The sequence below is a fragment of the Chromobacterium piscinae genome (assembly GCF_021129175.1).
Taxonomy (GTDB): domain Bacteria; phylum Pseudomonadota; class Gammaproteobacteria; order Burkholderiales; family Chromobacteriaceae; genus Chromobacterium; species Chromobacterium piscinae.
In genome coordinates, this window is sequence record NZ_JAJOHV010000081.1 from 1 (window position 1) to 14,959 (window position 14,959).

The 14,959-nt window shown below is 61.7% G+C and carries 13 protein-coding genes; 4 read left to right on the plus strand and 9 right to left on the minus strand.

The genetic code is table 11. From position 1 onward, the window contains the following. The 5 genes from LQR33_RS18770 to LQR33_RS18790 form a co-directional block, all read right to left on the minus strand. The coding region (locus tag LQR33_RS18770; RefSeq protein WP_269326284.1) for an aldehyde dehydrogenase family protein at window positions 1–170 on the minus strand (170 nt) is incomplete at its 3' end. Next, window positions 167–1,213, minus strand: coding sequence for an arginine N-succinyltransferase (gene astA, locus LQR33_RS18775; RefSeq protein WP_221665093.1), 1,047 nt, complete (start codon window positions 1,211–1,213; stop codon window positions 167–169). The genes astA and LQR33_RS18770, both read right to left, overlap by 4 nt. A gap of 12 nt (window positions 1,214–1,225) precedes the next feature. Then, on the minus strand, window positions 1,226–2,245 hold the full coding sequence (gene aruF / locus LQR33_RS18780; RefSeq protein ID WP_166440875.1) for an arginine/ornithine succinyltransferase subunit alpha: 1,020 nt from the start codon (window positions 2,243–2,245) through the stop codon (window positions 1,226–1,228). Between the two features lie 141 nt (window positions 2,246–2,386). After that, window positions 2,387–3,601 carry an aspartate aminotransferase family protein gene (locus LQR33_RS18785; protein WP_231179725.1) on the minus strand — a complete coding sequence of 405 codons (1,215 nt, stop codon included), beginning with the start codon at window positions 3,599–3,601 and terminating at the stop codon, window positions 2,387–2,389. A gap of 334 nt (window positions 3,602–3,935) precedes the next feature. Next, complete coding sequence (locus tag LQR33_RS18790; protein ID WP_166440873.1) at window positions 3,936–4,856, minus strand: LysR family transcriptional regulator; 921 nt, start codon at window positions 4,854–4,856, stop codon at window positions 3,936–3,938. A 191-nt stretch (window positions 4,857–5,047) separates the two neighbouring features. On the opposite strand from LQR33_RS18790, the gene LQR33_RS18795 reads away from it, so the two are divergent. Then, window positions 5,048–6,094, plus strand: a complete 1,047-nt coding sequence (locus LQR33_RS18795; protein ID WP_231470072.1) for an alpha/beta fold hydrolase — start codon at window positions 5,048–5,050, stop codon at window positions 6,092–6,094. 218 nt (window positions 6,095–6,312) lie between these two features. Here the strand turns inward: LQR33_RS18795 and LQR33_RS18800 are convergent, their stop codons facing one another. The 4 genes from LQR33_RS18800 to LQR33_RS18815 form a co-directional block, all read right to left on the minus strand. Beyond that, the gene (locus LQR33_RS18800; protein WP_231470073.1) at window positions 6,313–7,092 is read right to left on the minus strand and encodes a substrate-binding periplasmic protein; all 780 of its coding nucleotides are present in this window, start codon (window positions 7,090–7,092) and stop codon (window positions 6,313–6,315) included. 130 nt (window positions 7,093–7,222) lie between these two features. Then, window positions 7,223–7,648, minus strand: a complete 426-nt coding sequence (locus LQR33_RS18805; protein WP_166440870.1) for a lipocalin-like domain-containing protein — start codon at window positions 7,646–7,648, stop codon at window positions 7,223–7,225. 361 nt (window positions 7,649–8,009) lie between these two features. After that, the gene (locus LQR33_RS18810; protein ID WP_231470074.1) at window positions 8,010–8,351 is read right to left on the minus strand and encodes a hypothetical protein; all 342 of its coding nucleotides are present in this window, start codon (window positions 8,349–8,351) and stop codon (window positions 8,010–8,012) included. A 70-nt stretch (window positions 8,352–8,421) separates the two neighbouring features. Further along, window positions 8,422–11,058, minus strand: a complete 2,637-nt coding sequence (locus tag LQR33_RS18815; protein ID WP_231470075.1) for a family 20 glycosylhydrolase — start codon at window positions 11,056–11,058, stop codon at window positions 8,422–8,424. Between the two features lie 460 nt (window positions 11,059–11,518). On the opposite strand from LQR33_RS18815, the gene LQR33_RS18820 reads away from it, so the two are divergent. The 3 genes from LQR33_RS18820 to LQR33_RS18830 all read left to right on the plus strand — a co-directional run. Next, complete coding sequence (locus tag LQR33_RS18820) at window positions 11,519–13,651, plus strand: TonB-dependent receptor domain-containing protein (RefSeq protein ID WP_231179757.1); 2,133 nt, start codon at window positions 11,519–11,521, stop codon at window positions 13,649–13,651. 116 nt (window positions 13,652–13,767) lie between these two features. After that, window positions 13,768–14,049 (plus strand): DUF2218 domain-containing protein, encoded by a 282-nt coding sequence (locus tag LQR33_RS18825; RefSeq protein ID WP_221666919.1) that lies wholly within the window; start codon window positions 13,768–13,770, stop codon window positions 14,047–14,049. 10 nt (window positions 14,050–14,059) lie between these two features. Next, on the plus strand, window positions 14,060–14,959 hold a 900-nt coding region (locus tag LQR33_RS18830; protein WP_231470076.1), incomplete at its 3' end, for an ABC transporter substrate-binding protein.

Here is a 14,959-nt window from a genome sequence, read left to right on the forward strand (position 1 = left end):
GCGCGGGCCCAGGCCGGGAAGGCGGCGCGGGCGGCGCGCACGGCGGCATCCACCTGGGCGCTGTCCGCAGCGCGGCCCTGCCACAGAGGCGCGTTGTCGGCGGGATTGGTCTTGGCCATGGACTCGCCGTCGCCGGCCAGCCACTTGCCATCGATAAACAGACTGCTCATTGCGCTGCCTCCTTCGGCGTCAGCGTCACACAGCGGACGTGATCGCCGTCTTTAATCTTGAGCGCCCGCGCCAGTTCCGGCGTCAGGCAGAATTCGCCCTGCGGCCGAGCCGACTCCACCAGCACCGCGCGGTAGTCCTGCAGGGCATCATTGCAGACCAGATAGCACTCCTTGTCGCCGTCCGGCAGCGGATCGACGACGCGCGCCGGCAGGCGCTGGCTTTCCTTCACCGCGCGGATGTCGCCGGTGTAGGCCTGGACGGTCGGACCGGCATCGAAGATGTCGACATAACCCTCGTAGCGGAAGCCTTCCGACTCCAGCATCGCCACCGCCGGGCGGGTGGCCTCATGGGTGAGGCCGATCACCGCCTGCGCTTCCGGCTCCAGGAAGTCGACATAGACCGGATGCTTGGGCATCAGCTCGGCGACGAAAGCCTTCTGGCCGATGCCGGTCAGGTAGTCGGCCTCGGCGAAGTCGATGGAGAAGAAATGGCGGCCCAGCGCCTCCCAGAACGGCGAGCGGCCGGTTTCGTCGGACACGCCGCGCATCTCGGCCACCACCATCTTGCCGAACAGCTGCGGGAACTGCGCCAGGAACAGGAAGCGGCTCTTGGACAGCAGGCCGCCGTTGCGCTTGACGCGGTAATCCGGGTGCAGATACAGCGTGCACAGCTCGGAATAGCCGGTATGGTCGTTGGACAGGAACAAGGTCTCATGGCGGCTGTACACGCCCAGCTCTTCCGACGCGTGGACGATGGTGCCAATGCGGTAGTTGTACCAGGGCTCCTTCAGGCCGACGGCGGCTTCCACCGCGCAGATGCCGGCCACCTTGCCATTTTCCGAATCCTCCAGCACGAAAACGTAGCCGTGGTCGGCGCGGTCCAGCTCGCCGGAGAAAGACAGCACCGAACGGGCGATGCGCTTCTGCAGCCGGTCTTCGTTGATCGGCAGCGAGGTCAGGCCCACGCCGCCGCTGGCGGCGCTCCTGGCCAGCTCCATCAAGCCCGGCAGGTCCTTGTGTTCAACGGGACGGATAAACATCATGGCCAGGCCTCCTTAGTCTTGCTGCAAACCGGCGACGCGCACCATGTCGCCGCTGGATACGCCCAGCGCCTTGGCCGCGTCGGGATTGATGAAGGCCACGCCGTCCACCACCGCCACGCGGGCGGCGGTGGCGGCGAAACCGGCCAGGCGCTGGTTGCTGACCAGCTGCAGGCTGGCCTGCGCCGGCAGGCTGGCCTGGATTTCCACCGGGTAAGCCCGGCTGTGCTCCACCGTCTTCAGGCGGTCCAGCTCGGCGGTCAGCACCGCGCCGCCGTCGAAGATGTCCAGATAGTTGTCGGCTTCGAAGCCTTCCTTGCACAGCAATTGGCAAACGCGCTCGAAGTGCGGGTGGATCTGGCCGATCGCCTGCTGCGCCTCGTCGGGCAGCAGCGGCACGTAGATCGGGTAGCTGGGCATCAGCTCGGCGATGAAGGTCTTGCTGTGGCTGACGAAGGCCTGCTCCACCTGCAGGAAATCCAGGTTGAAGAAGCGGCGGCCGATGGCGTTCCAGAACGGCGACTGGCCGGCGTCGTCATGCACGCCCTGCATCTCGGCGATGATGCGGCGGCCGAAGCGCTCGCGCTCGCCGGCGATGAACAGCAGCCGGGCGCGCGACATCAGCTCGCCGGCGATGGCCTCCAGCCCGCTGTCGACAAAGAAGCCGCACAGCTGCACGGTGCCGGTCAGGTCGTGGCAGATGTTGAGCACGTGGACGCGGTTGTTGACCTTCAGCGCGCGGGAGGCATGGACGGCGGTTTCGCTGCGGTAGCTGTAGAACGGCTCGTCGAAGCCGGCCGACGCGCAGATCGACGCGGTGCCCACCACCGCGCCGCCCTGCTCCAGCGCGAACATGTAGTAGTCGCGGCTGGATTCGCCGCTGGCTTCGTGCTCGAAGGCGCTGACCGATTGCTGGATGCGTTCGAACAGCTTCTCGCGGTTGCTCGGCAAGCTGGTGACGCCGATGCCGCTGGCCTGGGCCAGCCGCTCGATCGCCGGCAAGTCCGAAGTGCGGACGGGACGCACGGTAAACATGGGACTACCTCCCTGGGTTGGGGGCGGCCGCGCGTATCGCGGGCGCAGCCGCAGCCGCGACCCGGCCGAAGCGGGGTCGTGGCGGTTGAGTCTGGGTCTAGAGGGCCGGACGACACTGCCGCCCGGCGGGCCTTGCCTGGCTTACTTGGCGGACTGCAGATCGGCGATGGCGGCGTCGAGGCGCTTCAAGCCCTCATCGATGTCGGCATCGCTGATCACCAGCGACGGCGCCAGGCGCAGCACGCTCAGGCCCGCCACCAGAATCATCAGCTGCTGCTTCTCGGCAGCCTTCAGGAATTCGCGGGCGCGGCCGTTGTATTCGTCGGTCAGCACGCAGCCGATCAACAGCCCCTTGCCGCGCACCAGCTTGAATACCTTGTACTTGGCGTTGATCGCCTCCAGGCCGGCCACCAGGCGGTTATGGCGCGCCTCGACGCCGGCGAGCACCTCGGGAGAGCTGACGATGGACACCACCTTGTGGGCCACCGCACAGGCGAGCGGATTGCCGCCGTAGGTGGAGCCGTGGCTACCGATGCCGAAGCTCTTGGCCACTTTCTCGGTGGTCAGCATCGCGCCAATCGGGAAGCCGCCGCCGATGCCCTTGGCGGAGGACAGGATGTCCGGGGTCACGCCGTATTGCTGGTAAGCGAACAGTGCGCCGGTGCGGCCCATGCCGCTTTGCACTTCGTCAAAGATCAGCAGCGCGTTGTGCTGGTCGCACAGCTCGCGCGCGGCTTTCAGGAATTCCGGATCGGCCGGCAGCACGCCGCTCTCGCCCTGGATGGGTTCGATCACCACCGCGCAGGTCTTGTCGGAAATGGCCGCCTTCAGCGATTCGATATCGTTGAATTCGAAATGGCCGATGCCGCCCGGCACCGGGCCGAAGCCTTCGGTGTACTTGGGCTGGCCGCCGACGCTGACGGTGAACAGCGTGCGGCCGTGGAAGGAATTGACGCAAGACAGGATCTGGTTCTTGTCCGCGCCGAAGTTGTCATGAGCGTACTTGCGCGCCAGCTTGAACGCTGCCTCGTTGGCCTCGGCGCCGGAGTTGCAGAAGAACACGCGCTCGGCGAAAGTCTTTTCCACCAGCAGGCTGGCCAGCTTCAGCGCCGGCTCGTTGGTGAACACATTGGACACGTGCCACAGCTTGTTCGCCTGCTCGGTCAGCGCGGCCACCAGCTCGGGGTGGCAGTGGCCCAGCGAGTTGACGGCGATGCCGCCGGCCAGGTCGACGAATTCGCGGCCGTCCTGGTCCCAGACGCGGGAGCCTTCGCCGCGGACCGGGATGAAACCGGCCGGGCCGTAGTTGGGCACCATGACCTGGTCGAAATCAGCGCGGGTTACCGAATTGCTCATTGATGGTTTTCCTTCCTTGTTCTGTCGTGCGCCAACGCTTTTTCCGCGCGGCTGTTTTTACATGCTCGATCGATTCTAAAGGAAGCGGACGAGAAGTCACTATCCTGTTTGCGACACCGCCGTACAAAAAGCATTCGTTAAAACATGGTTTCATGTTTGACAATCAGCAATATCCACTTTCCAGCAACGCCCATCCACCCATTCCCCTACCTCCGCTTGGAGAAGGGAAAAGATGCCGGAAGCGCAGTCAAACATTGAGCATGCCCTGTTTTATTTCATGCTGAAATAGTCATTCCGAAATAGTCATCCATCAAATAAAAACAGTGCCAATCTCCTAGCCTACTGGCGCGGCGAACATCGACATGCGCCGTTCCATCCAGACCAGCAGCTCCCGGGGGGCGGCCGCCAACGGGCGGCCGGCCTTGAGCAGCAGCCTGGCCTTGGCCCCTTGCAACAGCGGATGGTCGATAGGCACAGTAGTCAATTCGCCGGCCATCAGTTCGCGGTAAGCGGCAAACTCGCCGATCAGCGCGACGAAGTTGTCGGCGGCGGTGATGCGCTTGAGCGCTGACAGCGAATTGGTGGTCAGCGTCGGACGAATCCGTATACCCTCGGCGAATTCCAGCATTCTGACCGCGTGGCCGATGCCAAACGTCGGCGGCATCAAGGCCAGTGGGTAGGACAGCAGATCGGCGATGCTGGCTGGCCCGCCCCTCAGCGCCAGCGGATGGTCGGACCGCAACAGCAGCACGACCGGCTGCGTGGAGCTGGCGTGATACTCAATGTGGGGGTGCGCGGGCGGATTGTAGGCCAAGCCGATATGCGCCCGCCCCTCCGCCACTTCACGCAGCAAGTCGTCGACTGGCCACATCTCCAGCCCGATCTCCAGCTGCGGATATTGCCTGCAGAACGGGGTCAACACCTCGTCAACCAAGGCGTCGACATACCCTTCGCTGATCGCCAGCCGCACCTGGCCTTGCTGCAGCCCCTTCAGGGCCAGCAACTGGTCCTCGAGTCGCTCCTGGTGCGAGCGGCAGCCCCGCCAGTATTCCAGCAGATGCGCGGCGGCCTCGGTCGGCCTGACCCCACGCGCCGCGCGCTCGAACAGCACGACGTCCAGCTCGCCCTCCAATAATTTGATCTGGCGAGTGATCACCGATGGCGAGGTATTGAGGCTATCGGCCGCCCCGCGTATCGAGCCATGCCGCAGCACCTCGCGAAAATAGCGCAGCCGTTGTTGATTGATGTCCCGCATGCTCAGGCTCCGGCGTTACGTTGCTCATGAAGCAACGAAGTGTGCATATTGTTGCTCTTTCTGCGAAATCACCAAATTGGCATAGTGAGGCCATCCGCTCCGGCGCCGGCGGAACAATGGCGGCGCACAGCGCTGGCCATCCCGCTGCATGGATGCGCGACACCCCAGCCAACCTCCACAGGTGAAAAAGGATGAAAAAAACCATCTGCAGCAAGCTCCGCAACATCTTCGCCGCAATCGGGCTTTCCCTACCCGGAGCATTCGCGCTGGCGGGAGTCGTCCAGGTGCAAACAACCGATGCAGCACCGAGCGCGACGGCGGCCGCAGCTCAAACACTGCCCGCCTTCAAGGACATCAAGCAGATCGATGCCGGCGCGCTGAACATCGGTTACGTCGACGAAGGCCCGGCCGATGGCCCGGCAGTCATCCTGCTGCACGGCTGGCCGTACGACATCCACAGCTTCATCGATGTCGTCCCCATGCTGACCCGATCCGGCTACCGCGTGATCGTGCCATACCTGCGCGGCTACGGCCGCACGCGCTTCCGCGACCCCGGCGCCGTGCGCAACGGCCAGCCAGCGGCGCTGGCTTCCGACGTTGTCGCGCTGATGGACGCGCTGAAGATAGACAAGGCTATCCTCGCCGGCTACGACTGGGGGGCGCGCTCCGCCGATATCGTCGCCGCGCTGTGGCCACAGCGGGTAAAGGGGCTGGTTGCCGTAAGCGGCTACCTGATTGGCAGCCAGGAAGCTGGCAAACAACCTTTGCCGCCCAAGGCCGAGTTGCAATGGTGGTACCAGTTCTACTTCGCCACCGAGCGCGGCCGCGCCGGCTACGAAAAAAACTATCGCGATTTCGCCAGACTGATCTGGCAAACCGCCTCGCCGCAATGGCATTTCAACAGCGCCGCCTTCGAGCGCAGCGCTGCGGCGCTCGACAACCCGGACCACGTCGCCGTCACCCTCTACAACTATCGCTGGCGCCTGGGCCTGGAAACCGGCGAAACCAAGTACGCCGGCCTGGAAGCAAGCCTGGCCAAATTCCCAGCCATCACAGTGCCGACCATCACCATGGAAGGCGACGCCAACGGCGCTCCGCACCCCGAGCCTGCGGCATACGCCAAGCGCTTCACCGGCAAATACCAGCACCAGCTGATCCGCGGCGGCGTGGGACACAACCTGCCGCAGGAAGCGCCGCGCGCCTTCGCCGAAGCGGTGATTGCGGTCGATCATTTCTAGTTCGGAAGCCCACGGCCTGGATCAGGCGCCGGTCATGGCATGAGTTGTCTGGAGGAAATGCAAGAATGGGAGTAGCGGCTGAAAGTGAACGCGCTTGTGGCGACAAAACGCAATTTAGGCTGAGCCGACCACCGCTGGAGCGGCATATTCCTGGGAGAGACCATGCTACTACGACCGGAACAGACTCACCTGCTGCCGGCCCGCATACCGCCCTTAATTCACTGAGCCGCCTTTTCAGGCAGCCTGTACTTTCTCTTCAGTTCTATAATCAAGGGCTGGTTTTTTTCAAGAAATTCATTGAATTGCTTGATCACCTCTCCTTGTCGGATGCTAGAGAGGGAAAAATCATTGCTTTCAAAGGGAAGCTTCCTATCAAAGACTAGTGCGCCTGGCTTGTGGACAATCTCGTCAAGGTAGTAATTTATGACTATCGGACTGGCATAGATGGCGTCGTAGTGCCCAGTCATTCCCAAACCGATCACCTTGCTGAACGAATCCTCCTGATAGACCCGAATCGTTCCATTATTGATCTTTTGCCGCATGGCCTGCTCAAAAGGCCAAGGGGTAAATCCTCGCATAGTCACGATGGCTCTAAGGGAAGCCGATGATAGCTGGTCCACCTTATCCGGCTTCACTAACAATCCTTCAATAACATTTATGACTGGAGCGCTATAAAAAATGGATTTCCCTTTTTTCAGATCAGCTTGCCAGTGGGGATTATCTGGATATTTAAAATCAATCGAGCTGTCGTTCAGAAATGTATGAAACAGCCTTGAAACCGGAAGTGGCGTGTAAGTAAATGAATAGCCGGATTGCTTTGCAAATGCATCAAGCAAATCTCTGCCATACCCAGAAAATTTTCCATTGACGCAGCTATGCAGCGGATAATAGTCAATCTCTTCTACGCCCACGACAAATGAGCTGGCAGCAGCAGTGCCAATAAATGCCATACAAAGGCATGTCATCACCATTGATGTCAGCTTCATTTCCAGCCACACAGCCTCATTCAATTGTATTAAAAGACATGGGCTACCGCACCTGCGTAGAGCTTGCTTATCCCTTATTACTTTAGAGCAAACCACCAAATTCTGGCCTAAAAATAACTGGCCGCCCGCTCAACCCAAGAAACTACTCCCGCACAAAACCAAGAACACCCCTCCCCATTACACTCCCAGCCACCAAAGGGTTCGGCATCCAGGCGGTGAAAATATCCAGTTCGTCGCCGTCCAGCCTGTAGAACCGCTCCTGCTCAGTACCATTCCAAACTTCGTTCCAGCATGTGTCCACCTTGACGATGAAACGATCTCCATCTACCCGATACTGCCCGGTATAGGCCATCACGGTTCGGAACAACGCCGCCTGTTGCGCATCGGAGCTTCCCGGTTCCCGCGCTTTAGCTGTCACAAGTACCATCATCCGCCCGTCGGCGCTGAAAATCAGATGACCATTGGAGTGCTCGCCCCATGGTTGGGTGCGCTCCTTGGACTCCTGCAGCTCCAGATCGAAAGAAACCAACCGCCAACTACCGCAAAGCTTGATGTCGCCCTCGGACATATTCCCTCCTGTCGCCATTCGCTAAAAAAGATTACCTTTAACGTCCGCCCCCTACTGAGCAATCATTAAATGGTTAGGAAGCCAGGCTGCAAACCAACTCAAAGCATTTTGAATGTTGCATTTCTTCGCCATAAAACTCACCATGCACTCATTCACACCGCGCAAATCTGCAATGATCCAAGGCTGCGGAGATAGCTTTACGCCATTCTCCCGCAAAGTCTTTGGAATCAGGGCTCCGCTGGAACGAAGCATGATGGATAAAACGATAACTCCAGGATAATCATCGAGCCGCTTTCTGAATGCGGGCGTTGCAAAATTGGGCGTGAGAAGGTTGCTTTGATCCGCATAAATGCCCTCCCCATTATTCATATTCGAAAAAGAAAATGACGTCTGAAAAATAAAAAACTAAATAGCGCAATAATAATTCTTTTCGCCTTCCCGTATAAAACACCCTGACAGTTCGTAAAATACTATCGGCTACTGGTTCATATCCCGGCAAACTGTTTAGGAGCGCAATCATAAAGCGATCGCCATCTGATAGGGCTCTCTTATGCCTAACTCTGACTGAGCATGCCCATGCTAGCACAAAGGCATAAATGGCCGCATTGGCCTGAACCCGGCCATCTGGCCAAGTCTGCGCTTTTAAAGACTCCAATAAAAACGGCGGGCCAAGGCCCGCCATCTCTTCCAAAAAACAAAGCATTCAAACTAAATCCACACGAAATACTGCGGCTTTTAAGTACGGGCAAGCATCTTGCCCTCTCTGATGCTTCTCACTGCCCAGACAAGGCCTCCACTCGCCCGACTCGGCGGCCGTCCTGGGTGACGCCGCGCCAGTAGCGCGCCTGCACTTGCAGGCCGGGCAAATAGTTCTGCCAGCTATGGCCATCGGGCGAATACTGCAGGCGCGCGCCCGGCCATTCGGTCGTCACCGAGATGCCATTGGCGTCCGGCTGCACCGCCGGCATCGATACCCGGTAGCCTATGCCGGCGCGCTCCAGCTTGCCGGCCTCGCGCCAGCCCAGCACCGCGGCGAATTGCTGCCAGTCGGCGTTCATCGCCGCCTTGTCCACCAGATGGGTGACGCCCAGCTGGTAGGTCTCGCCCACCTTGTATGGCCGCTCCCACGCCGCCTTGTGCCAGGCTCGTTCGGCCAACGCCAGCAGGCGCGGGTAGACCATGGTTTCGAACTCGGCGTCGGTGCGCATCACCTCGGTCCAGGCTTGGCCCTGAATGCCGGCGTATTGCGCCGGCGCGGCGGAGCTGGTCACCGCGAACGGCTGGCCCTGGCGGTCCGGCATCACTTCGGCGTTTTGCGGCAGGTTGTCCGGAGCGAAGCTGAACACCTTGTAGCTGTCGGTATCGCGCGAGGCCCAGTAATAGCCGTGCTCGCGCGGGTTCAGCTCGTAGGGGAAGTCGAAGTACAGGTAATCAGGCAACGCCAGCACCGTCTTGAAGCCCTTGGCGGCGTAGCCGTTCACCGCCTGCGCCGCGCCCCAGTACAGCGTGTCCCATTCGGTGACCATGGTATTGCGGGTGGCGAAATCGGACGCGCCGCTGGAGCCGGCCACGCCGTCCTGCCACGCCGCCATCGTCGGGATGCCCTGCTGGGAAACAATGCGGCTGGCCTCGCGCGCGAAGCGCAGCGACAAGTCGTCCACGCTCTTCAATTTGCCCCTGGCGATCTGCGCCTGGCAGGCCGGCGAGCGGCCCCACGGCTTGTCCTGCTGCGCCATATTGACCTTGCCCTTGGCCGGGTCGCTGCCGCTGGCGTCCTGGAAGCCGGAGCCCAGCAGGATGTTCTTGGCCTCGTCGCCGCCGAAATGCCAGGTCTGCAGCGGCTGGCCAGCCTCGCGGTGCATCTGCGCCACCTCGGCCACCAGCTTGGACACGAAGCGGCCGCTGCCCGGCACGCAGGGGTTGAAATAGGTGCGGCGGTCGTAGAATTGCACCGACAGCGTGTTGGACTGGTCTTGCGGGTCCAGCAAGCGGTATTCCGACGCCGCCTGCGGCTGGCCCTGCGCCAGCAGCTTGCGGTAGCGCGCCTCCATAGCCACCATCGCGGCGCGGGCGTGCGCCGGCATGTCGAACTCCGGAATCACCTCGATGAAACGCGCCTGGGCGTAGCTCACCAGCGCGATGTAGTCGGCGCGGGTCAGATAGCCGCCTCCGGACTGGTTGGCCGGGCCGGAGCCCAGCTGCGGCACCAGGCACTGGGTTTCGCTCAAGTCATGGCAGCGGCGCGCGCCGACGTCGGTCAGCTCCGGCAGGCCGGGAATCTGCAAGCGCCAGCCTTCGTCGTCGGACAGATGCAGGTGCAGCTTGTTGAGCTTGTAGGCGGCCATCTGATCTATCAGGCGGCGCACCGTGGCCGGCTGCTTGAAGTTGCGCGCCAGATCGGCCATGAAGCCGCGATGGACATAGCGCGGCGCATCCTCCACCGTCATCCAGCGCACCTGGCCGCCCCCCTGCGGCAGCAGGCCCAGCAGCGTCTGCACGCCGTAGAACACGCCGGCGGCGTCAAAGCCTTCCACCCTCACGCCCTGCTGGCCGATCAGCAGCCGATAGCCGCCGGACACGGCGATGTCGGCCGGCAAGCGGCCGCCGACCACGCCGCCGCTGACATTGACGCCCTCGTTGCGCAACCCGAGCTGCGCCGCGCGCTGCGCCAGCGCGTCCCGCTGCGCCGGGCTGACGCCGGACAGGTTCAGGTTAAGGCCGCGGACCAACAGCTCGCCGCCGCCCAGCTGCTGGCGCAATGTGGCCGGGATGACGCGGTTGGCCGCCTGCGCGACAGACAGCTGCGGGCCGCGCTGGCTGAAGGCGCGATAGCGCTGTTCCGGCGTGGCCAGCGGCCGCAGCTCACCGGCCGGATTTTTCCAGTTGTCGCCGGTCAGCGGCAGCAGATAGCTGGCCTCGTCGCTGCTGTCGTGCTGCAGCAGCGCCGGCTGCTGGCCGTCCACCGTCACATAGGGGCGGGGCAGCACGTCGCTTTCCTGCAGTATCCAGTATTCGTCTATCAGCGGCAGCTCCAGCTTCTGGCCCGGCGCCAAGCCCTGGAAGGCGGCGGTGGGCGTGATCTGGTACAGGTCGCCGGTGATGTGGCGGAGGGAGAACTGCGGCGTGTCCAGCTTCAGGATGCGGCGGATGCTGTGCAGATACAGATTCCAGCCGCCGCCGGGCGCCACCGCCTGCCCGCCCTTGTTTTCCAGGATCAGCCGGCCCTTCAGGCAGGACGCCCAGTCCGCTCCCAGGTCGGAGCACGGCGCGCCGGCCGCGGCGCCCTTGTTGGTGTCCACCGCAATCCTCAGCGACAGGCTCTGCCCCAACGCCGCCGCATCCGGCGCGGCCCACGCCCACGCCGACAAGGCGGCCAGCACTGCCGCGCCCAGTAATCGCTTCACGCTCATCGTCCACTCCCTCGCTATCCAACATGGCGTTCCGGGCGCGCGCGTCCGGAGCTCTCGCCGCTGCCCGGCCATGCGCGATGCAAACGGCATTGGTATTTAATTGGTATTCTGAATGGCGCGCAAGCGGTACTGCCAATTAGGACTGGCGCAATGCAAACTTTGCGCAATGGGCTTGCGCGGATTCGGCAAAAACACCGTTGCGATGTCATCTTCTTGCAACACGATGAAATTTCACGCCAATCCCCAACAAATTCATACCCTTGCGTGCGCGCGGCGCGCCTCCCGGCCGGATCATGCGTGATCTTTATGAGAATAAAAACGATTCCTATTTGTGTTAAAAATAAGTCGATGTGATAATGGTCCGCTCAATTGACATTCATTGCGCAAATCTAATCCGGCGTCTTGATCGGAACGGCTTGCGATGCGCCAGCCGGCTTGCCAATTGGATATGCGTTCCGTGATGAACACTCTGGGTACGACCAATACAATGAAAAACAAGCGCTCCCCGCACCTCGCGCGCCCGGCATTCCGCCTGGCCATGCTGTCCGCCGCCGTCGGCGCCCTCTATCTGCCCGCAGCGCACGCCGCCGAGGCGGTGCTGCCCTCGGTGGTGGTGACCGCCACCGGCTACGAGCAGAAAATCAAGGAAGCCCCGGCCAGCATTTCGGTGATCACCCGCGAAGACCTGCAAAAGAAGCCGTTCACCAACCTGGCCGACGCGATCCAGGACCTGGAGGGTGTGAGCATCAACGGTTCCGGTCCGGGGGACAAGGACATCTCCATTCGCGGCATGCCCGGCGAATACACGCTGCTCCTGGTGGATGGCCGCCGCCAGAACACCCGCGAATCCCGCAGCCGCGGCACCGGCGGCTTCCAGCAATTCCAGATTCCGCCGATGGAAGCGATCGAGCGCATCGAAGTGGTGCGCGGCCCGATGTCGTCGCTATACGGCTCCGACGCGATGGGCGGCGTGGTCAACATCATCACACGCAAGTCACCCAAGGAGTGGCACGGCTCGATGACGCTGGGCGGCACCATCACCGAGCATTCCGCTGAAGGCAATACCGGCCAGAGCAGCTTCTGGGTCGGCGGCCCGCTGGTGAAGGACCTGCTGTCGCTGCAAGTCTATGGCGCGCTGAACAACCAGGCCGAAGACAATATTTATTACTCAAAAAGCCTCGATGGCGGCAAAGATGCCGCCCATGTCGGCGACATCAATGCCAAACTTAGCTTCACTCCAAGCAAGGATCATGAAATCACGCTTGAAGCAGGCCATAACGAGCTGCGTAAAACCACCACCCCTGGTAAAAGCGCTGCACCCCGTGGTAGTAAGGACGACTATTTCGACACTCGAGACCACTGGAGCTTGAGCCATAGCGGAAAGTACGGAATCATCCGCTCCAATATCGCGTTGTATCAAGAAATCGAGAAACCCAGCCATAGTGCTAACAATGTCGATGACGGCAAAGGCATGAGGCTGACCAACACCACGCTCGACGGCCAGCTCTCCTTCCTGTTCGACAGGCACACGCTGAAGCTCGGCACCCAAGTCGGCAAGCAGGTTGGTGACAATATGCGTGCCCAGGACGCCATTGCCGGCCTCAACGGTCCCGCCAACCCGAACAAAATCACCGTCAACACTTGGGCGCTGTTCGCAGAGGATACCTACGACATCACCGACAGTCTGAAGTTGACCGGTGGCGGCCGCCTTGACCATCACAGCGTGTTCGGCAGCCACTTCACGCCACGCCTGTATCTGGTAGATCAACTGAATGCGAATTGGACTCTAAAGGGAGGCATTGGCAAAGGCTTTAAAGCGCCAACCATACGCCAAAGCACTGAAGGTTATTGCATCAGCACCAATAAAGGCGCCGGGCTTTTGTGCGGCAATGGAAAACTGAAGCCGGAGGAAAGTACTTCCTACGAAGCCAGCCTGCATTTCGACAACAATCGAGACCTGCAAGCCAACGCTACACTGTTTTACAACCAGTTTAAAAATAAAGTCGTCAGCTATGGCACCGGCCAGTACACAAACCAGCTGATCTCTAAAGCAGGCCAGATGGCTGAAGTCTATGTCTACGACAATGTTGACTCAGTGAACATCCATGGCCTGGAGCTCTCTAGCAGTTGGACCTTCACACCGCGCTGGACCGTATCCGGCAACTACACCTACACCAAGTCCAAGCGCCACGGCGGCAAGGAAACCACCTTCTCCGGCCAGTCGCTGGAAGGCATGCCGTTGGACAAAACACCTGAGCATGCGGGCAACATCAAGTTGGCCTGGAACCCAGTAGAGAAATTGGACCTGTATACCCGTCTCAATTTCGAAGGTAAGCAATACTACGCGGCGTACCGCAACGGTGCCAATGGAGTGCGGACCCGAGGCGGTTCCAGTACCTGGGACCTGGGCGGCACCTACCACATCAACAAGACCTTCGACGTTAACTTTGCCGTATACAACATCGGAGACCGCACAGTCGCCATCGACGACCGTCCTGGCAATCGAGATACAACCGGCAAGGGTCCTCTCAACGGCAACTGGATGGTTGATGAAGGCCGCCGCTATTGGCTGACCCTGACCGGCAAGTTCTAAACCCCGCGCTCCCCGTCCGCTCCTCGAAAGCGGGCGGGAAGCCACGCACGGCAGTTGCCGGACCCCATCGGTCCGCCAACTGCCTGTTCCCGTTTTAAAAGAATGGAGCAAACATCATGCTGAGCAGCCGCGCTTCCCTCACCACCGCCAACGCCGACAAGGTGCTGTACAAGCTGTGCAAGCACTACGCGCTGAAAGTGCCGGTGGATTTCGACACCGAGCGCGCCCATGTGCAATTCCCCATCGGCACCTGCGACATCCAGCGCTCAGGCGACACGCTGGACATGGTGTGCGCGGCGGACGCTGCCGACAAACTGGCCAAAATCGAATTCATCATGGACGAGCACCTGGGCCTGATGGCCAAGCAGCCGGAACTCAAGCTCGCCTGGCAGAAGTAAAGGACGCCCGATGAAGACCCTATTCTCCCGCCTGCTGGCGGCCGCGCTGATCGCCGCCGCCGCGCTGTCGGCCCAGGCCGCCACCGTCACCGACATCGCCGGCCGCAAAGTGGAAGTGCCGGCCAAGGTGAACCGCATCCTGCTGGGCGAAGGCCGGCTGTTCTACGCGCTGGCGCTGCTGGAAGGCAAGCAGCCGTTGGCGCGCATCGCCGGCTGGCAGGGCGATTTTCGCCAGTTGGACCCGCAAACCTACGCCCAGTACAAGAAACGCTTCCCCGAGATCGACCGCATTCCGCTGATCGGCAAGACCAGCGAGAACTCGGTCAGCGCAGAGAAGGTGCTGACGCTGAAGCCGGACATCGCCATTTTCAGCATCTCCGGCCACGGCCCGGGCCTGAACAACCCCATCGTCCAGCAGCTGCAGGCGGCCAAGGTGCCGGTGGTGTTCGTCGATTTCCGCAACGCGCCGCTGGAACACACCGTGCCCAGCCTGCGCATCATGGGCAAGGCGCTGCAGCGCGAGGCCGAGGCCGAGCGCTTCATCCGCTTCTACCAAAGCCGGATCGACGCCATCCGCAAGACGGTGGCCGCCATCCCCGCTCAGCAGAAGCCCAAGGTCTTCCTCGATCTGCGCGCCGCCGCCTTCCCCAACGTCACCAGCGCCGGCAAGGGCAGCCTGGGCGAACTGGTGGACGCCGCCGGCGGCGTCAATATCGGCGACAAGCTGATCCCCGGCGCGGTGGGCGAAGTGAACATGGAACATGTGCTGGCGTCCAAACCGGACTGGTACATCGGCACCGGCACCGCCGACGCGGCCGACAAGATCGGCGTCCAGTTCGGCGCCGACATCTCGCCGGCCCAGGCCCGCGCATCGCTGGCCCGCGCCGCCGCGCGCAAGCCGGTGGGCGCG

Excerpts from the sequence above, each read along its gene's own strand:
- LQR33_RS18825 (WP_221666919.1), top strand. The coding sequence starts at position 13,768 with ATGCTGAGCAGCCGCGCTTCCCTCACCACCGCCAACGCCGACAAGGTG.
- LQR33_RS18815 (WP_231470075.1), bottom strand. The coding sequence starts at position 11,058 with ATGAGCGTGAAGCGATTACTGGGCGCGGCAGTGCTGGCCGCCTTGTCG.
- LQR33_RS18790 (WP_166440873.1), bottom strand. The coding sequence starts at position 4,856 with ATGCGGGACATCAATCAACAACGGCTGCGCTATTTTCGCGAGGTGCTG.
- LQR33_RS18785 (WP_231179725.1), bottom strand. The coding sequence starts at position 3,601 with ATGAGCAATTCGGTAACCCGCGCTGATTTCGACCAGGTCATGGTGCCC.
- LQR33_RS18820 (WP_231179757.1), top strand. The coding sequence starts at position 11,519 with ATGAACACTCTGGGTACGACCAATACAATGAAAAACAAGCGCTCCCCG.
- astA (WP_221665093.1), bottom strand. The coding sequence starts at position 1,213 with ATGATGTTTATCCGTCCCGTTGAACACAAGGACCTGCCGGGCTTGATG.
- aruF (WP_166440875.1), bottom strand. The coding sequence starts at position 2,245 with ATGTTTACCGTGCGTCCCGTCCGCACTTCGGACTTGCCGGCGATCGAG.
- LQR33_RS18810 (WP_231470074.1), bottom strand. The coding sequence starts at position 8,351 with ATGCTTTGTTTTTTGGAAGAGATGGCGGGCCTTGGCCCGCCGTTTTTA.
- LQR33_RS18795 (WP_231470072.1), top strand. The coding sequence starts at position 5,048 with ATGAAAAAAACCATCTGCAGCAAGCTCCGCAACATCTTCGCCGCAATC.
- LQR33_RS18805 (WP_166440870.1), bottom strand. The coding sequence starts at position 7,648 with ATGTCCGAGGGCGACATCAAGCTTTGCGGTAGTTGGCGGTTGGTTTCT.